The 18,788-nt window shown below is 65.1% G+C and carries 14 protein-coding genes; 11 read left to right on the forward strand and 3 right to left on the reverse strand.

What is annotated here, in order from left to right; genetic code table 11:
- Nucleotides 1-230: 230 nt before the first annotated feature.
- From GFD25_RS03330 to GFD25_RS03355, 6 genes are all read left to right on the forward strand, one after another.
- A complete protein-coding gene (locus tag GFD25_RS03330; RefSeq protein WP_163229995.1) occupies nucleotides 231-923 on the forward strand; it encodes an iron transporter in 693 nt (230 codons plus the stop codon).
- Nucleotides 924-1,209: 286 nt separating this feature from the next.
- Nucleotides 1,210-2,478 carry a DUF2318 domain-containing protein gene (locus GFD25_RS03335; protein ID WP_163229997.1) on the forward strand — a complete coding sequence of 423 codons (1,269 nt, stop codon included), beginning with the start codon at nucleotides 1,210-1,212 and terminating at the stop codon, nucleotides 2,476-2,478.
- Between the two features lie 206 nt (nucleotides 2,479-2,684).
- On the forward strand, nucleotides 2,685-4,034 hold the full coding sequence (locus GFD25_RS03340; RefSeq protein ID WP_163229999.1) for an FtsX-like permease family protein: 1,350 nt from the start codon (nucleotides 2,685-2,687) through the stop codon (nucleotides 4,032-4,034).
- Nucleotides 4,035-4,088: 54 nt separating this feature from the next.
- Nucleotides 4,089-5,366, forward strand: coding sequence for an ABC transporter permease (locus tag GFD25_RS03345; protein ID WP_163230002.1), 1,278 nt, complete (start codon nucleotides 4,089-4,091; stop codon nucleotides 5,364-5,366).
- 25 nt (nucleotides 5,367-5,391) lie between these two features.
- Nucleotides 5,392-6,198, forward strand: coding sequence for an ABC transporter ATP-binding protein (locus GFD25_RS03350; protein WP_163230134.1), 807 nt, complete (start codon nucleotides 5,392-5,394; stop codon nucleotides 6,196-6,198).
- Between the two features lie 15 nt (nucleotides 6,199-6,213).
- Nucleotides 6,214-6,771 (forward strand): FMN-binding protein, encoded by a 558-nt coding sequence (locus tag GFD25_RS03355; RefSeq protein ID WP_163230004.1) that lies wholly within the window; start codon nucleotides 6,214-6,216, stop codon nucleotides 6,769-6,771.
- A 315-nt stretch (nucleotides 6,772-7,086) separates the two neighbouring features.
- On the opposite strand, the gene GFD25_RS03360 is transcribed toward GFD25_RS03355, so the two are convergent.
- The 3 genes from GFD25_RS03360 to GFD25_RS03370 all read right to left on the reverse strand — a co-directional run bounded on the left by GFD25_RS03360 (nucleotide 7,087) and on the right by GFD25_RS03370 (nucleotide 12,768).
- Complete coding sequence (locus GFD25_RS03360) at nucleotides 7,087-7,674, reverse strand: TetR/AcrR family transcriptional regulator (protein ID WP_163230006.1); 588 nt, start codon at nucleotides 7,672-7,674, stop codon at nucleotides 7,087-7,089.
- Between the two features lie 205 nt (nucleotides 7,675-7,879).
- Nucleotides 7,880-10,075 (reverse strand): YhgE/Pip family protein, encoded by a 2,196-nt coding sequence (locus GFD25_RS03365; RefSeq protein ID WP_163230008.1) that lies wholly within the window; start codon nucleotides 10,073-10,075, stop codon nucleotides 7,880-7,882.
- On the reverse strand, nucleotides 10,072-12,768 hold the full coding sequence (locus tag GFD25_RS03370; RefSeq protein WP_163230010.1) for a YhgE/Pip domain-containing protein: 2,697 nt from the start codon (nucleotides 12,766-12,768) through the stop codon (nucleotides 10,072-10,074). The genes GFD25_RS03365 and GFD25_RS03370 overlap by 4 nt, the downstream gene beginning before the upstream one ends.
- Nucleotides 12,769-13,059: 291 nt before the next feature.
- Between GFD25_RS03370 and GFD25_RS03375 the strand changes: the two genes are divergently transcribed.
- From GFD25_RS03375 to GFD25_RS03400, 5 genes are all read left to right on the forward strand, one after another.
- Entirely contained in the window at nucleotides 13,060-14,373 is a 1,314-nt protein-coding gene (locus tag GFD25_RS03375; RefSeq protein WP_163230136.1) for a putative ABC transporter permease, read from the forward strand.
- A gap of 215 nt (nucleotides 14,374-14,588) precedes the next feature.
- Complete coding sequence (locus tag GFD25_RS03380; RefSeq protein WP_163230012.1) at nucleotides 14,589-15,215, forward strand: MptD family putative ECF transporter S component; 627 nt, start codon at nucleotides 14,589-14,591, stop codon at nucleotides 15,213-15,215.
- Nucleotides 15,215-16,006, forward strand: coding sequence for an energy-coupling factor transporter transmembrane component T family protein (locus tag GFD25_RS03385; RefSeq protein ID WP_163230014.1), 792 nt, complete (start codon nucleotides 15,215-15,217; stop codon nucleotides 16,004-16,006). Before GFD25_RS03380 ends, GFD25_RS03385 begins: the two co-directional genes overlap by 1 nt.
- Nucleotides 16,003-18,003, forward strand: a complete 2,001-nt coding sequence (locus tag GFD25_RS12115; protein WP_338024616.1) for an ABC transporter ATP-binding protein — start codon at nucleotides 16,003-16,005, stop codon at nucleotides 18,001-18,003. Before GFD25_RS03385 ends, GFD25_RS12115 begins: the two co-directional genes overlap by 4 nt.
- Nucleotides 18,000-18,773, forward strand: coding sequence for a hypothetical protein (locus tag GFD25_RS03400; protein WP_204314755.1), 774 nt, complete (start codon nucleotides 18,000-18,002; stop codon nucleotides 18,771-18,773). The genes GFD25_RS12115 and GFD25_RS03400 overlap by 4 nt, the downstream gene beginning before the upstream one ends.
- Nucleotides 18,774-18,788: the final 15 nt, after the last annotated feature.

Below are 18,788 nucleotides of genomic sequence, written 5' to 3' on the forward strand. Positions count from 1 at the left end.
ACGACGCTCCGCACGCTGACACCACGTCCACTCCCGTGCGTACGTTTTTCAAACAACACCACGCATGGTGCGAGCGTTAGCGTCGCCACTCAATCCATCAGTTAACTAAACACGGTGAAGGCCAAGGCCGAATTGGCCGCAGGCGGTTCCGGATCGGTTGAATCGGCCGCCGCGACCAAGTAACCCAAGATTTACCCCAACATTTCATCCAACAACAAAGGAAGAGAAATATGAAGAACAAGAAGATCGCCGCCCTGCTGGGCGTGCTGCTCGCCGGTTCGATGGCCTTCTCGCTGGCCGCCTGCGGCTCGACCACCGCGTCGAACGACAACACCAAGTCCGACACCTCCACCTCCGACACCAAGTCCAACGACACATCGTCGGACTCCGGCTCCTCCGACGCCGGCGCCGGCTTCGAGGAAGTCCCGGTCGGCCCGTCCGGCACCGCCGAGGAGCAGGATCAGGACAACGGCCCGCTGACCGTCGGCGCCGTGTACTTCCAGCCGATCGACATGGAGCCGGCTTCCTCCGGCCTGAAGGCCGCTGACGCCTCCTTCCACCTCGAAGCCGACATCCACGCCAACGAGAAGGGCACCGAGCTCGGCTACGGCAAGGGCGATTTCGTGCCGGACCTGACCGTGAACTACACGATCATCGACAAGTCCACCGGCAAGGAGGTCGAGGGCGGCAAGGCCACCTCCGGTACCTTCATGCAGATGAACGCCTCCGACGGCCCGCACTACGGCGCCAACGTCAAGCTCGACAAGGCCGGCACCTACCAGCTGAAGCTCTCGATCGAGTCCCCGGCCGCCAAGGGCTGGATGCTGCACGTCGACCCGGAGACCGGCGTCAAGGGCCGCTTCTGGACCGAGCCGATCGAGGTCACCTTCGACAACTGGGATTACACTCCTCGCCAGTGGTGATTCGGGTCATCAAAGCATGACCGCATAGCAGAACGCTCCCTTCCGTACGAGGGGAGCTTTTGCTGTTTTTTGGGAGGCTGGGTTGATTAGGCTGGTCGGGTGCGACCCCCTCAGTCAGCTGCGCTGACAGCTCCCCTAGGTAGGGGGAGCAGGTCGTAGCGGTCGGAGATGCGGAAGCCACGGCCCTTGCACCCCCTGTCAGGGGGAGCTGTCAGCAACGCTGACTGAGGGGGTCAACACCCGACCACATGAATCGCCGGCAGCCAGAAATACGGAAAGGACGCGAATGCTTGAACAATTCGTGGCGGTGATGCCGGGGACGCTGGCCCCCGCATTGCTCGTGATGTGCCTGAGCGTGATGCTCACGGTCGGCGAGGGGCGTGACAAGCCGATCAGCACGCATTGGCGTCTGTGGGGCGTCGGCGTCGGCGTCGTCGCCGCGATTGTGTTCGCGGCCCTGCGCGCGTCGGCCGTCATCAACCAGCGCACGTTCGTCAACTATCCGGTGCTGTGCGTCGCGGTCGTCGTCGACCTGCTCGCGATCGCGGTCGTCGTCTGCGCGCGGCGCATCACCGCGAACTGGCAGCGGCACGCGGTCTGGATGCACGTCGCGAACGCGATCGCCGCGATCGACATCGCGCTCACGCTGTTCTACGCGCTGCCCGACGTCATCCTGCAGCTGACGATCTGGGTCGAGCCCGGCGACCCGATCTTCACGTCGGCGATGCTGTTGCGTGCGCTCGGTTTCGCGCTGGGACTGGCGATGTCGATCATCGTCGCCGCGATCTTCCGTACGATGCGCTCGACCGCGGTGCGGCTCGCGTTCACGGCCGCCGTCGTGCTGACGATGGCGATCCTGTTCGTGCAGCACCTGACCGGACTCGCGCAGATCCTGCAGGCGCGCGGATTCCCGATGAACCACACCGAGTTCGTGTTGCTCGCATGGTCGATCAACAACAACCGCGGCATGATCATGGCGCAGGCGTTCGCGTTCCTGATCCCGGCCGTCGCGTCGGTCGTGGCCGGATTCCGCATGCCGATGACCGGTCCGAACGAGGCGACCGTACGCAAGCACAAGGCGTTCCGCCGCCGCGCGATTGCGGCCGCCGCGTGGAGCGTCGTCGCCGCGATCGGTGTGACGCTGACGCTCACGGTGGGCGTGGCCGCGACCCAGCAGGAGGTCACGCTCTCGCCGCCGGAAGCGTACTCGTTGAAGGACGGCGTCGCGACGATCCCGTTCAGCCAGGTCGAGGACGGGCACCTGCACCGCTTCGAATACAAGGCGAAGGACGGCACGGTGATGCGGTTCATCATCATCAAGAAGAACGGCGGCGCGTACGGCATCGGCCTCGACGCGTGCGACAACTGCGGCGACGCCGGCTACTACGAGAAGGACGGCAAGATCATCTGCAAGAAGTGCGAAGTCGCGATCAACCTGGCGACCATCGGCTTCAAGGGCGGATGCAACCCGGTGCCGTTCCCGTACAAGACCGGCAACGGCAAGATCACCATTCAGACTGCGGATCTGGACGCGCTGAGCGCCCACTTCCAGTGAGGGTGTGCGGTGAAGGTGTTTAGTCTGCTCCCCTAGCAAGGGGAGCTGGCAGCGAAGCTGACTGAGGGGGTAACGAGGCTGCGGCATCAACAACCCCCTCAGTCGCCTACGGCGACAGCTCCCCCTGCTAGGGGGAGCAAAAAGAAGGAAGCCGGCTCATTGGTCCCCTGCACAAGGGCCAAGAAAAACGGAAAAGGAGGAACACGTTGTTCTTTCTGCGAATGATCGCGCGGTCGTTCACGCGCCAGCTGCGCAGGCGGCTGCTCATCGCGCTCACCGTGTGCCTGTCGGCCACGGTCAGCGTTTCGATGCTGGGCGTCGTCTTCGACGTCGGCGACAAGCTCAACGCCGAACTGTCGACGTACGGCTCGAACATCATCGTGCAGCCGAAGGCCGACGCGGTCGTCTCCGACCTGTACAACACGACGGGGCTTACCGGCGCGGCCGCCCAGGCCGACCCGACTGCGTTCCTCAAGGAATCGGACGCGGCCAAGATCAAGACCATCTTCTGGGCGTTCAACATCACCAACTTCGCGCCGCAGCTCAACGTGCATGCCTCCGCGGTGGCGAACTGCACGGACTCGGGCGCTGCCGGCTCGTCGTGCGCGTCGGTGAACGTGCCGATCGTCGGCACGTGGTTCAACAAGGAGCTCAAGCTCGCGTCCGGCGAGACGACCGTAGTCGGCGTCGAGGGCATGCGCTCGTGGTGGAAGATCGAGGGCGCGTGGCCGAAGGACGACACCGATCAGGGCATGATCGGCTCGACGCTCGCGCAACAGCTCGGCGTCAAGATCGGCGATACCGTGACGTTGAAGAAGACCACCGCGTCCGGCAAGCACAATGAACAGCCGATCACGATCGTCGGCATCTATGATTCCGGCGACGACGAGAACGGCTCGCTGTACCTGTCGAGTTCGGTCGCGCAGGTGCTCGCGGACCTGCCCGACGCGGCCGACAAGATCGAGGTGAAGGCCCTGACCACGCCGGAGAACGACCTCGCGCGCAAGGCCGCGCAGAACCCGGCCGCGCTCAGCCAGGACGACTGGGAGACGTGGTACTGCACCGCGTACCCGAGCTCGATCGCGTACCAGATCGAAGAGGTGATCCCGGACGCGGTCGCCAAGCAGGTGCGGCAGGTCGCCGCGCTGCAGGGCAACGTCCTGCAGAAGACGCAGGCCGTGATGATCCTGATGACCGTGCTGAGCCTGATCGCGGCGGCCGTGGCCGTGGCGAACCTGATGGTCGCCTCGATCGGGGAGCGGTCGGCCGAACTGGCGCTGCTCAAGGCGATCGGCGCGACGGACGGCGCGGTGTCGCGGCTGATGATGGCCGAGACCGCGGCGATCGCGCTGCTCGGTGCCGTGGTCGGTGCCGGGCTCGGTTCTGGAGTCGCGCAGCTGATCGGGCACGTGGTGTTCGGTTCGGGCATCACGATGCGGCCGATGGTGTTCGTGCTCGTGTTCGTGCTGCTCGCGATCACCGTGCTCGTCGCGTCCGCGTCGTCGATCCGCTCGATCCTGAGCCTGCGTCCCGCGGAGGTGCTGCATGGCCGGTGAGTTCTGGATCGTGTCGGAAGCCGGGAATCGCGATGAACGGAAAGGAGTGGTGAGATGACGAATACCGGGATGTTCTTCCGCATGCTGTTCAGCGCCGTGTTCCGGCGGCGTTCGCGTGCGATGATGGCGGTCGTCGCGTCGCTCGTCGGCGCGGCCACGCTGTTCTGCCTGGCGATGATCTGCATCGCCGTGCCGCAGCAGATGAACGAGGAGATGCGCGCGTACGGCGCGAACCTGATCGTCACGCCGACCTCGTCCACCGCGTCGGCCGACAAGGCCGGCATCGACGAGGCAATGGTCGAGCACACCACCGAAATGGTCGCGGCGAAAGGCTCAGAAAAGCACGCGACCTACCGTTACGAGAACGTCCGCGTGAACGCCGCGCCGTACGTGATGGCCGGCGTGGACGCCAAGCAGGTGAAGAACCTCAACCATCACTGGGTGGTCGACGGCTCGTGGCCGTCCGACGGCAAGGTGCTCATCGGCCGTGACATCGCCGACGCGATCGGCCTCAAGGTCGGCTCGCGCATCACCATCGGCTATCGAGCATCCGACAATGCGTCGTCTTCGTCGTCAACGTCGGCCGAAGACGCGAACACGGACTCCACCGGCGCGTCGTCGTCGCAATCGCAGTCCCAGCAGTCCTCCGGCCAGCCCACGCAGGATGGCCGCGTCTCCAGCGACATCATGGACACGTCCGGCACCGAATTCCGCGTCGCCGGCATCGTCGACACCGGCGGCAGCGAGGACTCGATCATCTACGCCACCGCCTCCGACGTCAACAAGCTCACCGGCGTCACGCGCGGCGTCGACGTCATCGAATACTCCGCCGGCGCAAGCGATCTCGACGCGCTGGTGCAAAGCATCAACGACATGACGTCCATGCACGTCAAGGCGCAGCAGGTCACCAAGATCACCGCATCCGACACGCGCATCATCACCATGCTGCAGACGTTGTTCTGGATCGTCTCGCTCGTCGTGCTCGTGCTCACGCTCGTCGGCGTCGGCACCACGATCAGTTCGATCGTCTCGCAGCGGCGCAACGAGATCGGCCTACGCAAGGCGCTCGGCGCGAGCTCGTCGGCGATCGGCATCGAATTCTACGTCGAATCGGCCATGTACGGCCTCATCGGCGGTCTGCTCGGCACCGCGATCGGCTACGGACTCGCGCAATGGCTGTGCGTGGCCGTATTCGAGCGGTCGATCGGCTTCAACTGGTGGCTCGGCGTCGCGTCCGTGCTGCTCGCGGCGCTCGTCGCGGTCGTGGCGAGCATTCCGCCCGTCCACCGCGCCACGCGCATCGACCCGGCCGTCGTGCTGCGCGAGGAATAAACCAACGTAAGGAAACATCATGGATATGCTGCTTGAACTCGACCATATCTCGAAGATCTACGGCGACCTGCATGCCGTGGATGACCTGAGCCTGACCGTGCCGGCCGGGCAGTGGCTGGCGATCGTCGGCTCGTCCGGCTCCGGCAAGACCACGCTGATGAACATGATCGGCTGCATGGACACGCCATCGAAGGGCTCCGTCAAGCTCGAAGGCCGCAAACTTGAGGACCTCAACGCATCCCAGCTCGCGGACGTGCGCAAGAACCTCATCGGACTCGTGTTCCAGAAGTTCTACCTCGTGCCGCATCTGACGGCCGTGGAGAACGTGATGGTCGCGCAGTACTACCACTCGGTCGTCGACGAAAAACAGGCGCTGGAGGCGTTGGATCGCGTGGGGCTCAAGGATCGCGCGCACCACCTGCCGAGCCAGCTGTCCGGCGGCGAGCAGCAGCGCGTGTGCATCGCGCGTGCGCTCATCAACGATCCGAAGCTGATCCTCGCCGACGAGCCGACCGGCAACCTCGACGAGAAGAACGAGAAGATCGTGCTCGACCTGTTCCGCCAGCTGCACGAGCAGGGCACGACGATCATCGTCGTGACCCATGATGCGCTCGTGGCGAGCTGCGCCGAACGCGAGATCATGCTCAACCACGGCGTGCTCGTGGGCGAGAAATGGAACGACGAGGCCGCGCGGAAGGCGTACGAGGCGGCTGGCGGTCGTCCGGCGTCGACCGGTGCCCAGGTCGAGGGCGCGCAGACCGGCGAGACCGCGATCGGTTTCTCGGACCCGACCAAGGCCGCGAAAACCGGCGGAACTGAGGATGCGGAATAAGGTAAGGTTGCGGGCATGAACGACAAGAACACGTTGAAGAAGTCCGCGGTCGTTGCGGCGGCCGGACTGGTGGTGGCCGGCGCGATGCTGGCCGGGTGCGGCGAGCCGAAGGCCACGCCGATGAACGACGAGTATTCCGGCAATTCGGGCGAGACCGAACAGTCGCAGGAGGAGCAGTCGAACTCGGGCGATGATTCGTCTTCCGGCTCGTCGTCCGGTTCTACGGGCGCGGGAAGCCGCGACACCGGCACGAAATCCGACAAGAAGGACACCGGCAACTACGCGGACGGCACGTATTCGGTCAACGGCCAGTACGGTCCGATCGGCGAGGACACCATCGACGTGCACGTGACCGTCAAGGATCAGAACGTCGAAAAGGTGGAGATCGTCGGGCACCCGTTCACGAGCATCTCGAAGAAGCATCAGACCGATTTCGCCGAGGCGATCAACGGCGTGGTCGACGGCCAGCCGCTCAAGGATTTGAAGGTCGACACGGTCGCCGGCGCCAGCTGGACCACCGACGCGTTCAACGCCGCTTTGGAAGTCGCCCGCCAGGAGGCTTCCATTCAGTAGCGGCAGGGTTTGTTCGCCGTAGATTCTCCGTAGAACGGTGATTGCGGGAGAAGCGTGGCGCGGATTTCATGTCGCACTGTTGAAAAAGTGCGACATTTTTGGATGGTGTGACAGATGGCATTCCTCTGCGTTATTGAGGATTGTTGGAATTTCAAGGGATTCCGTTGTCTCACCTTGCATCTGTGACGGGGATTCGTCAAGGTGTGACAATTTTTCTGTCACACCTTGACGAATACGCTGCATTTGCGACGGCGTGACAAGATATCCTGTCGCACCATCGCAAAATGCCTGTCGTCGCGCAAGGTGTGACGGATCCTACCTTTCGAGCGCCGGCCACAGGAGCGCGGTCATGCGTTCGGGCCAGTCGGCGGCCGCGTCCGGGGCGAGGGCCTTGGCGGCGAGCATCGAGCCAAGCGTCGTGCCGAACAGGAAGCGTGCGTCCACGTCCGCGCGGAACGCGCCGGATTCCACACCCCGCGCGATGAACTGCGCGAATCGCTGCTGCGCCGGGTCAAGAATTTGCCGCGCCAGCCCGTGCACGGCCTGGTTGCTGGTCGACAGCACCACGCCCACCGCCTTCAGACCGATCTCGTCGTTGAAGCTGGCCGCGACGCGTTCCAGCAACGTGCGCAGACCCTCGCGTGTGGTCTCCAACTGCCCGAACTCCGGCAGGCTCACCGCCTCGATCTGCAGGTGTCGCAGCAGGTCGTCGGTGTTGCGATACCGCCGGTAGATCGTGGTCTTCGCCACGCCCGACCGGCGCGACACCTCCTCGATGGTCATCGCGCCGATGCCTTCCGACATGAGAATGTCGAGCGTCGCCTGCGCGATCTTGCGATCCGTGGCCTCGCGCGTGCGAGCGGCGCGAGGCGGGCACGCGGTTGCATGCGATGAATCGGTCATGATTCCTTCTTCGTTACGTTCATGATATGGCGGGTGCAGCGGATACTGACCCCCTCAGTCAGCTTCGCTGACAGCTCCCCTGGTGCAGGAGGGAGCAAGTGATGGTGCTCCATCAAGGGGCGGATGATAGCGCTAGGGAGCAGGCGCTAGTTCTCTTGCGCCCCGGAGCTGTTACCGAAGCTGACGGTGCCGATGCGACGGCCGCTCACAGCAGCTTCGTGCTTTCCACTTGTGCCACGTACCACTTGTTGAACCCGACAAGCGGCTTCCTCAGCAACAGGCCGAGCAGCAGCAGCGGAGGTACGAACAGCAGCAGCTTGCCCATCGCGATCCAGTAGTCGTTCGCGTAGATGCCCGCGATCGCCGCGCGCACCATCGTCACCGAATGCGTCACCGGCAGCCAGGGGCTGAGCGCGGAGACGAAATCGGGCAGGATCTGCAGCGGGTACGCCGCGCCCGACCCGCAGATCTGCACCACCAGGTACAGCACGCCGATCGCCTTGCCCACGTTGCCGAAGCTCACCACCATCGTGTACGCGAAGAACGAGTACACGAGCGAGCTCACCCAGCCGTCGAGCATGAACAGCCACGGGTGCACGGCCTGCACGCGCATGAACAGCAGCGTGCCCGCGCACGAGACCGTGCTTTGCAGCAGCGCGATCGTCGCGAACACGCCGTAATGGCCGAGATACAGCTGATGCGCCCGCACTCGACGCCCGCCGGCGGCTGCTTCGAGCTCGTCACGCACGCGCCGCGACACCGACGTCTTGAGCGTCACCGCCATGAGCAGCGAGCCGACCCACAACGGCAGGAACGTGTACAGCGGCGCCAGCGAACTGCCGAAATTCGCGACCGGGAACACGGCCTTGCGTTTGAGCTGCACCGGCGCGGCCAGCGTCGCCGCCAACGCCTCCGTGTCCGAGCCGAGCAGTTCCTTGACCTGTCCCATGTCGCCGCTGTTCAGCGCGGTCTTCATCTTCGCAGTGAAATCGGTCAGCCGCTTGCTCGCCTTGGTCAGCGTCGCCGCGGTGTCGTTCAGCGTCGCCTTCACGTCCGCGAGCTTGGCGTCGGCCGAGTCGGACGCCTTGCGCAGGTCGCCGATCGCATCGGACGCCGACGACGATTCCAGCGTCGAGGTCACGTCCTTGACCGACGCCGCCAGCGAGTTCAGCTGCGGCTTGAGCGAATCGTCGAACTGCGACTTGACCGAGGTGACGCTCGACTTTGCCTGGTTCGCGAGATCCTTGATCTTCTGACGTTCGGCCTGCGCGTTCGACTGCTTCGTTTCCAGATCGCCGGCGGCGCCGTTGAGCGAGTCACGCAGCGCGGTCTGCCGTGCGATGATCCGGTCAAGCCCGTCCAGCAGCGCGGTCTGCACGTCCGCGCCGATCGTCGTGTTCGGATCCAGTGCGGCGATCGTGTCGCGGATCGACTGGTATTGCGCGCGCTGCTCGTCCACGTTCGTGGCCTGCGCACGCAGCGACGTCGCCAGATCCGCGGTCGACTGGCCGGCGCTCGCGTACACCGCGTCGATGTTGCTCGACACCGCGTCGAAACTGTCCGCGCTGGTCGCCAGCGCGTCGGACAGCGCGTCCGACGCCGAGTCCAGCGCGGCCGTCACGGACGAGGCGCCCGACTTCGCCGCGTCGATCTGCTTCTTGCCGGCATCGGCCGAGTCGGACGCCGTGTCGATCAGGTCGACCGAGCTCGACATCAGCGAGCCTGCCGAATCGGTGAGCGTTCCGTACATCGTCAGCATCGACGCCGTGTCGGTCAGCGTCGTCGCGAAATCGCCGACCTTCGCGTTGAACGTGCCGAGCATCTGCGTGGCCTGCGGGTCGTCGAGCCGGTCGATCAGGCTCGACGCGATGGACAGCGCCGTGCCGGTGATTGTCTCGGCGAACATCTCGTTGATCTGCGCGGCCACCTGGTCGGCGCCCTGTCCGGTCACCTTCGGCGCGAGCGCGTTGATCTTCTCGTTCGTGTAGTACGTGAGCTTCGCGTGGTCGACGCTGTCGGACGTGAAGAACGTCATCATCTTCTCGGAGAAGTCCTTCGGGATGATCACGGCGGCGTAGTATTCGCCGGATTTGGTGCCGTCGATCGCGTCGGCCTCGCTCGTGAACGTCCAGTCGAGCTGGCTGTTGGCGCGCAGGGCGTTGACGACCGAGTCGCCGACGGTGATCTTCACCGGGATCAGGTCGGACTGGTAGCCCTCGTCGACGCTGGCGACCGCGAACTTCAGGTTGCCGGTGTTCGAGAACGGATCCCAGCTCGCCGCGATGTTGAACCACGAGAACAGGCCGGGGATCGTGACCAGTCCGATCACGATGATGATCGAGACGACGTTGCCGGTGATGCGGCGCAGGTCGCCGAGAAACAGTCTGAGGATCGTGCTCACTGCGCGTGCCTGCCTTCCTTGTGATCGGAGTTGTTGAGACGGTTGGCGAGCTCGGCGAGGTTGCCGAGCAGCGGTTCGATGGGCTGCGTGTCCGCGAGCGACTCGCGCAGCGGCGTGGTCGCCGGGGCGCCGGGCTTGGCATGGCGGCGGCGTTTCGCGCGTTCACCCGTGTACAGGAATTCGCGGATCGCCTCGTCGCTGAGCGTGCCGAGTCGGGTCTGGCGTTCGAAGCTGTCGCGCATGAGCTCGATCGTCATGAGGAAGCCGATGATGAGCAGGATCCAGATGATCCATGTCGCCAGGGCGACGAGTTTGATGCCGACAGCGCCGTTCGCGCCGGTCACCAGCGAGAACGTGACCGCAAGGATCGCCGGCACCGCGAGTCCGGCCACGAGCGCGCCGCGTTTGAGCCGCGGATAGCGCGCCATGAACGCGGCCGCGCGCCGTTCGATGCCGGCGCGGTACACGTCCTTGTCTGCGAGCATGCGGATCGCCTGCGCCATGCTGAACGAACGGTCCGGCATGTGCACCTCCTCGCCGACGAACATGTCGCTTTCCGCGAGCTGCCGCGCGAACAGGCGGTTGAGATTGGTGAGCAGAGGCCGCACGGCGAGTCCGATCGCGAACGAGACGGCAGCGAACACGAACAGCATGGCGATGTTGCGGATCCAATGGGTCTGGTAGAAGCCGCCGATCGTCTCGCGGAACGCGCTGATCGAGTACGTGAACGGGAAGAACGGGTAGAGCACGCGGTAGAAGCGCGGCATCATCTCGATCGGGTACAGGCCGGACGCGCCCGGGATCTGCACGATGATCAGCGCCACGCACAGGCCCTTGCCGACGTGCATGAGCGTGGATGACAGCATGTAGATCAGGCTCAGGTAGGAGAGCGACGTGATCACGCCGGTGAGGACGAACAGCGGCGCGTTCACGGTCTGCACGCCGAGGATGAGGTCGCCGGCGGTCGTGATGACGCCCTGCGCGGCGGCCGGGACGGCGAGCAGCAGGAAACGGGCGAGATAGCGTTCGGTGGCGTTCGGGGCTTCGGGCAGGTCTTCGTCGTCGACTTCGAGCTTGACGATCACCATCAGCGCGAACGCGCCCACCCACAGCGCCATGTTCGTGAACAGCGGTGCCATGCCGGAACCGTACGTGGCTACCGGGTACACGGTTTTCGTGTCGAGCACGGTGGGGGAGAGCATGAACTCGGAGATCGCGGAGACGTCGAGCTTGCCGTCGGTGCCGAACAGGCCGGACAGCGCGCTGGAGGTGCCGAGCGCGCTCAGATCGGTGGCGGTGGTGCCGAGCTTGGTTTCGATCGTGGCGAGGCCCTTGTCGGTCTGCTTGAGGGCCGCTTTCGTGTCCTTTGCCGCTTGGTCGAGCTGGTCGAGCACGGTTTCGGTCTGGCTGAACAGCGCGTCCTGACTGGTGACGGTGCCGGCGAGCGTGGTCGCGGTCTGCGACAGCGAGGTCAGGCCCGAGTTGAGTTTTGGCAGTGCGTCGCCGGACAGCGTCTTGCGTGCGGACGTGGTCGCGTCGAGCGTGGTCTGCGTGGCCGTGTTCAGCGAGTCGGCGGCGTTCGCCGTGGTGCCGATCAGCGAACCGGTGTCGCTGTTGAGCGCCTGCAGTCGCGTGATCGAATCGCCGACCTTCTGGTTCTGCGTTTCGAGACGGTTGATCAGGTCGGTGACAACGATCGTGGACGGCAGCTTTTTCAGCTGTTCGATAAGGGATTTCGTGGCGTCGTTCGTCTGCTTGGCGCCGTCGAGCGCGTCGCCGACCACGCCGTTCGCGGTGGTCATGCCGGACGCGAGCGAGGAGATGCCGAGGTTGGCCTTTGCGCTCGCCTGGGAGAGCAGGCTGGTGCCTTGGTCGAACGCGGAGGAGGAGTCGGAGACGAAGGCGTTGGCCGTGTTCTGCGTGTCGGTGATGAGCTGCGATGTGGATGCGAGCGCGCTGCCGGCGTTCGCCGCGACGATCTTGGCCTGTGCGAGCGTGGTGCGGGCGTCCTTGGTTTTGTCGGGGATCGTGTCGAGCGTCTTCGTGAGGTCGTCGATCGACTTGCGTGCCTTGGTGATCCTGCCTTGTGCGTCGGTGAGCTGCTTGACGGTGCGCGCCGTCGTCTCGTCCATCTGCGCGCCGAGCTTGTCGCCGGCCTGGTTGACGACGTTCGAGATGACCTCGCTGGCGGTGGAGACGAACGCGTTGTTGACCTGCGTGTCGACGGTGGACGCGCCGGTGTCGGTGATCTTCGGGGCGACCGCGTTCGCCTTTTCGTTCACGTAGTATTCGAGCGTCGGGCGTTTCTCGCCGTTCGTGATCACGCCGGCCATGTCCGCGCTGAAGTCCTTGGGGATGACGATGGCCGCGTAGCTGCGCCCGGATTCGACGAGCCGCATAGCCTCGGCCTCGTCGACGAACTGCCAGCCGAGGTCGTGGTTCTCCTTGAGCTGGGCGACGAGCTGGTCGCCCAGGTTGAGGGTGCCGAGCATCGCGTCGTCGGTGCCCTTGTCGTTGTTCACGACGGCGACCTGCACGCCTTTGGTGTTGCTGTACGGATCCCAGAACCCGACGATGTTGAACCATGCGTACAGGGCGGGGATCACGGTCAGGCCGCCGATGATGATCCATGCGGTCGGCACGCGCAGCAGTCGCAGCGCGTCGCGGCGCAGTATCTTCAGCACATTGCTCATGTCGTCCTTCTCGTGTGGATGGGTTGACGCGGTTGGTCGCGGATGATGGTTCTTGCGCGCTACGGATTGCGTAGCGCTACGCATCACGTAGTGTATATCCGGGGGTGGATCGTCTTTCGTCGGGCGTCCGACAGAGGCACGCGGTTGGGCGGCGCTGCTAGCGTGGATGCCATGAGCGAAACCCCAGCGCAGTGCGAAGCGAACGAATCCGACCCGATGGGAGCCGGTCTGGGCAAGCCGTCCGTCGCCGAAGCGGGCGAGCGTGCGGAACGGGCCGCGGCGGATCCGGTCATGGGCGAGCGGGCCGAACAGGCGTCGGACATCGCGCCGATCATCGGTATCCCGGGGGAGGTCAAGCCGGAACCGGACACGTCGGCGGACGCGGCGGCCGAAACCGACAAGCCGATCCCCGGCGACGTGAACGGCGACGGCGTCGTCGACATCGACGACCGCCGGCTGCCGCTCGTCGCCCGCGTTTACGGCGTCCTGCTGATCATCCAGGGACTGTCGACCATCCCGAGCATCGCGTTCGCCGTCATCGACGTCGTGCGTGACCTCATATCCGGCACGGTCATCATCGGCCAGCCCGGCCTCACCGCGATCCTCAGCTGGCTGTCGGCCGGCGTGAACTCGCTCACCACCGTCATCCTCATGGTGTTCGGCGTCCTGCTGATCCTCAACCGGCGCCGGCACGCGGCCCGCTGGACCGAAGCGCTCATCCCGCTGACCATCGCCGAAGGCCTGTTCGTCGTCATGCTCGACGGCCTCGCCTCGCCATTGCTCCAGCCGATCGTCCAGCTCATCATCCTCGTCACGCTGTCGATCACCGTCGATCCCGCGCTGCGCGAGGAACGCCGCCTGAAAACCGCCCTCTGGCAGATGGACCAGCGCGACGCCTACGAGGAGGGCCTCGCCAAGGGCATGCCCGGACGCGACCTGAGCGGCAAGGGCTACATCTCGCTCGACTTCTTCAACCTGTTCTGGCTGTTCGTGGTCGGCTGCGTGTTCGGTCTGACCGTCGAGACTCTCTACCATCTGGCGATGTACGGCGGCGAATGGCAGGATCGCGCGGGACTGCTGTGGGGGCCGTTCTCGCCGATCTACGGCTGCGGCGCGGTGATTCTGACCGTGCTGCTCAACCGGCTGTGGCGGCAGAACTGGCTGCTCATCTTCTGCGCGAGCGCGGTGATCGGCGGCACGTTCGAATACCTGACCAGCTGGTTCATGGAGGTCGCGTTCGGCATCACCGCGTGGGACTACACCGGCCAGTGGCTGTCGATCGACGGACGCACGTCCGGCAAGTTCATGTTCTTCTGGGGCGTGCTGGGGCTGGCATGGATCAAGCTGATCCTGCCGCATCTGCTGGCGATGATCCAGCGGATCCCGTGGCGGTGGCGATACATGCTCACGCTGGTGTTCTTCGTGTTCATGGTCGTGGACGCGACGATGACCCTGATGGCGCTGGACGCGTGGTATTCGCGGCTGGCGGGCATTTCGGCCGATTCGCCGGTCTCGCGCTTCTTCGCCACGCATTTCGACAACGAGTTCATGGCGAACCGCTTCCAGACCATGCACCTCGACCCGTCCAAGGCCGGGCGCGCGTAGCGGCGCGGCCGAGTCGACGCGTGGCGGAAATGTCTCGCTGAGGGGATGCCGGTGAGCGAAAACCGCCACGAGGGTGGGACGGCTGAGGAGAAGACGATATCGCCTGGGAACGGGGGGTATTGTGTCGCGGGCCGAAGCCCGATAGATTGGGTGGAGTTTGTCCGTTCCGCGCGGTTCGTCGACGCGGACGTCATATGCACAGCATCGGAGATCGCATGAACCAGCCCAACCAGCCCGCCGTCCAGTCCCCGAAATCCTCCCGTCTCGCCGTCCCCGACCTCATCTCGATCGGCATCTTCACCGCCCTGTACTTCGTGTGCGTGTGCGTCGCCACGCTCGTCTCCACGCTCATCGCCGGCGCCGGTACGATCTTCCTGCCCGCCGTCGCCGCGCTGATCTGCGGACCGGTGTTCATGCTGTCGGTCGCGCGCGTCGGCAAGTTCGGCGGCATCACCGTGATGGGCGTCGTGATCGGCCTGTTCCTGTTCGTGTCCGGCCATTTCGCGCTGTCGTTCGTCGCCAGCGTCGTCTTCCCGCTCGCCGGCGACCTCATCGCCCGCATCGGCAACTACAAGAACCGCGTCACCATCCTCATCGGCTACGTCGTGTTCTGCTATGGCCTGACCGGCCCGATCCTGCCGCTGTGGTTCATGAAGGACGCGTACGTCGCCTCCCTGGAAGCGCGCGGCAAAAGCGCGGCATACATCAACGACCTGTTCTCACAGATCAGCGTCGGCTCGTTCTTCGTGGCGATGGCCGCGATCCTCGTGTGCGGCCTGATCGGCGGCTGGTTCGGCCAGCGCATCCTCAAGAAGCACTTCGTCAAGGCCGGCATCGCCTGATGCCAGTCACCGCCGCGTCCCGCCGTCTCGACCCGCGAGCGAAACTGTATCTGCTGCTGCTTGCGAACCTGCTGCTGTTCTTCCACGTGGACACGCGCGGCGAGGCGATCATGGTCGCACTGTTCCTGCTGCCGCTGTTCGCGGCCGGACGTTGGAAGAACGGATTGCGACTGGCCGTGCTGTACTTCGCGTTGCTCGGGTTGGGACTATGGTCGGACGCGGTGACGCTGGACGGCGCGGGCGGCGGTTCCGGCGGATCACTGATCGGCATGATGGACGGCGGCGCGAACGACGGCGGCGCGGCGACGTTCGCCGTGACCGCCGGCCACGTCGCCGGACTGCTGTCGGTCGGCATCCGCATGATGATGCCGTGCCTGATCACCGGCGCGTATGCGTTCACCACGACGTCGATCAGCGAATTCGTATGCGCGATGCGGCGCATGCACGTACCGGAGGCGATCGTCATCCCCTGCATGGTCGTCATCCGGTTCTTCCCGACCATCGTGCACGACTATCGGCAGATCCGCAACGCGATGGCCCTGCGCGGCATCGCGGCCGGACGGTTCGCGTTGGTGCGTCATCCGGTGCAATCACTGGAGTTCATCCTCGTGCCGCTGCTCATGAACGCGACGATCGTGTCGCGCGACCTGTCTGTCGCGGCGCTCACCAAAGGACTCGGCATCGCCGGCGAGCACACGTGTATGACCGTGATCCGCATGAGCTGGTTCGACTGGGCGTTCATGGCCGTGTGCACTGTGCCGCTGGCGCTCGCGATCGGAGGCGTGCTGTGAGCGCATCGTCATCGTCCATTACTTCCGCCGTACCATCCCAACCGTTCGGCACCTCAGCTGATTCCATCATCGCGATCGCCGACACGTCATTCCGATACGCGCACGATGACGCCGGCGTTGCGGCTGTCAATCCTACCGTCGCAAACCCCGTATCCGGCAACGTGGCATCTCCCACCGATCGCGCCCTCACCCACGTCGACCTCGCCGTTCGTCCCGGCGAAACCGTCATGTTGTGCGGGCAGTCCGGCTGCGGCAAAACCACCATCACGCGGCTCATCAACGGTCTTATCCCGAATTTCTTCCACGGTCCGCTGACCGGAACGCAAGTCGTCTGCGGGCTGGGCGGCGACGGTGATACGTCGGGCGACGCAACGGCCGGCGCGCGCGATGCGAACGTTGCCGCTCCCGTGCCGATCGAATCGCTCGTGCCGCTCGTCGGCAGCGTCTTCCAGAACCCGAAAACGCAGTATTTCAACGCCGATACGACGTCCGAACTTGCGTTCCCGTGCGAGAACGTCGGCATGCCGTCCGCGGCCATCCGCGAGCGGGTCGACGAGACCGCGCAACGATTCGGCATCCGTCATCTGCTCGGCCGCAGCGTCTTCAAGCTGTCCGGCGGCGAAAAACAGCGGCTTGCGGTCGCCTCGGCAACGATGCTGCGCCCGCGGATCATCGTCATGGACGAACCGACCAGCAATCTCGACGCGGCCGCGATGCGCGACCTGCACGACATGGTCGCCGAACTGAAACGTGCGGGCGTGACGGTCGTGATCGCCGAACACCGGCTCGCGTGGTGCGCCGACCTGATCGACCGGTACGTGCGATTCGAGAACGGTGCGGTGGCGGGCGAATACACGGCCGCCGAGTTTGCCGAACTGGGCGCGGAACAGCTCGAATTATGGGGATTGCGCGCGCTCGACCTCGCGCCGTACCGCGCGGCGTTGCGAGCGAAAGTTGGTGTGACCGGCGGCGCGCCGGACGTCGCCGAGATGGCTGGGCGAATGTCGGCCGGGTGTCCACGGTCGGCTCGCGGACTCAACGACGGACTTCCCTCAGAACGGGGAACGTCGCAGCCTTCGGTCATCGCGGCGGTCAACGCAGAGACCGAAACGGCGTCCGATATGCCGGTCACATCGCCGATCGGTCCGGTCATTGATTCGGCAAGTCGGCATCCGTCTGCTGCGTCCGTGCTTGCCAATCCTTCTGTGCAGCAAACGGAACATCAATCGCCGAACGGTGCCGCCATCATCGCCACGCACGATCTCGTCGTCGGCTATCGGCGTGCGTTCCGCCGCGAGGTCGCCGATCTTGCGCTGTACGGCGGTGACATCATCGGACTGATGGGCCGTAACGGTGCCGGCAAAAGCACGTTGGTACGCACGCTGTGCGGGTTGCAGAAGCCGCTCGCCGGGCGGGTCCTGCTGCATGGCCGTTCCGTCAGGCCGGCCGCGCTCACCCGTGCCGGATTCCTCGTCATGCAGGACGTCAACTACCAGCTCTTCGCCGACAGCGCGCGTGAGGAACTGCTGCTCGGGCTCGGTGACGCGGACGACGTGATCCGTCGGCCAATCGATCTGGCGGCCGTACCCGACACGGAAACCGCCGGTTCGGGAATCGCCGGTGCGCAATCTGCCGAGGCCGCCCGCATGCCGTATCTTCACCCGGCAACGCTTGGCGAGCAGGCCGACCGCGTGCTGGACGCACTGGATCTGCTGCCATTCGCGGACCGTCACCCGATGAGCCTGTCCGGTGGGCAGAAGCAGCGGCTGGCGATCGCGTCGGCGATCATGTGCGGCAAGGAGCTGATCGTGCTCGACGAGCCGACCAGCGGGCTCGATCGCGCGCACATGATGCAGGTGGGCGCGCTGCTGCGGCGATTGGCGGACGACGGCAAGGCCGTGCTCGTCGTCACGCACGACGAGGAACTCGCCGCGCTGTGGTGCGACCGGATCATCGACATGGACGGCAGTCCGAGCCTGACCAAGGAGACGATATGACGGAACCCGTGAAGAACGTTGCGACGAATATCGCGCAACCCGCAAACCCCGTGCCGGACGACGATCAGGCCGTCGCACAGGCCGACGCCGCTGCTTCGGGTCTCACGGTGAGCGAATGGACGGGCGACTGGATCAGCTTCGAACGGCTCATCGACAGCCATGACCCCGCCATCGAACGCGCGTGGACCGAATCGGAGGCGGCGATGCGCGGCCGACGGTCGGCGTTCTCGCTCATGCTGCCGTTCTTCGGCGGCAGCATGCGACGGTTCTGGCGCTGGGCGTGCCGCACCACATGCCGGGCCAACCGCCACGTGCCCATAGCCGGATGGCATATCGAACCGTTGGAATACGGCGAGAACGCCGGCAACGGGTTCGCGCTCGAATGGCGAAGCGACGAATCCACGGTGATCGGCCGCTACGCCTACCAGCTCGACCATATGATCGACCGTGGCCTCGAAGGCAAGCCCTGCTACGTGTTCCACGCCGATTCCGCGCCGGACGGCAGCCCGTTCCGCGTGCTGATCGCGATGGATCCGATGCCTGCGCGCGCGGAATTGGACGAGGGCGGTCTGCTCAGCCATCTGCATTTCCAATATGGCAGCAGCGAGGCGGCACTGCTGCGCGGTCCGGATAAGGGTGCGGCCGCCAGACTGCGCCATCGCATGTGGTACCCGACCATGTGCTCCGCCGACGGCGATCTGCTCGCGCAGTGCAACATCATCCGTGCGTTGCACCACCTGCCGGCGTGGGAACGTCTGCCCGACGACTAGACGCAGAGACGGCCG

The organism is Bifidobacterium aerophilum (assembly GCF_010667685.1).
Classification (GTDB): Bacteria; Actinomycetota; Actinomycetes; order Actinomycetales; family Bifidobacteriaceae; genus Bifidobacterium; species Bifidobacterium aerophilum.

Excerpts from the sequence above, each read along its gene's own strand:
- GFD25_RS03330 (WP_163229995.1), top strand. The coding sequence starts at position 231 with ATGAAGAACAAGAAGATCGCCGCCCTGCTGGGCGTGCTGCTCGCCGGT.
- GFD25_RS03350 (WP_163230134.1), top strand. The coding sequence starts at position 5,392 with ATGCTGCTTGAACTCGACCATATCTCGAAGATCTACGGCGACCTGCAT.
- GFD25_RS03400 (WP_204314755.1), top strand. The coding sequence starts at position 18,000 with ATGACGGAACCCGTGAAGAACGTTGCGACGAATATCGCGCAACCCGCA.
- GFD25_RS03380 (WP_163230012.1), top strand. The coding sequence starts at position 14,589 with ATGAACCAGCCCAACCAGCCCGCCGTCCAGTCCCCGAAATCCTCCCGT.
- GFD25_RS03345 (WP_163230002.1), top strand. The coding sequence starts at position 4,089 with ATGACGAATACCGGGATGTTCTTCCGCATGCTGTTCAGCGCCGTGTTC.
- GFD25_RS03375 (WP_163230136.1), top strand. The coding sequence starts at position 13,060 with ATGGGCGAGCGGGCCGAACAGGCGTCGGACATCGCGCCGATCATCGGT.
- GFD25_RS03335 (WP_163229997.1), top strand. The coding sequence starts at position 1,210 with ATGCTTGAACAATTCGTGGCGGTGATGCCGGGGACGCTGGCCCCCGCA.
- GFD25_RS03355 (WP_163230004.1), top strand. The coding sequence starts at position 6,214 with ATGAACGACAAGAACACGTTGAAGAAGTCCGCGGTCGTTGCGGCGGCC.
- GFD25_RS03360 (WP_163230006.1), bottom strand. The coding sequence starts at position 7,674 with ATGACCGATTCATCGCATGCAACCGCGTGCCCGCCTCGCGCCGCTCGC.
- GFD25_RS03370 (WP_163230010.1), bottom strand. The coding sequence starts at position 12,768 with ATGAGCAATGTGCTGAAGATACTGCGCCGCGACGCGCTGCGACTGCTG.
- GFD25_RS03385 (WP_163230014.1), top strand. The coding sequence starts at position 15,215 with ATGCCAGTCACCGCCGCGTCCCGCCGTCTCGACCCGCGAGCGAAACTG.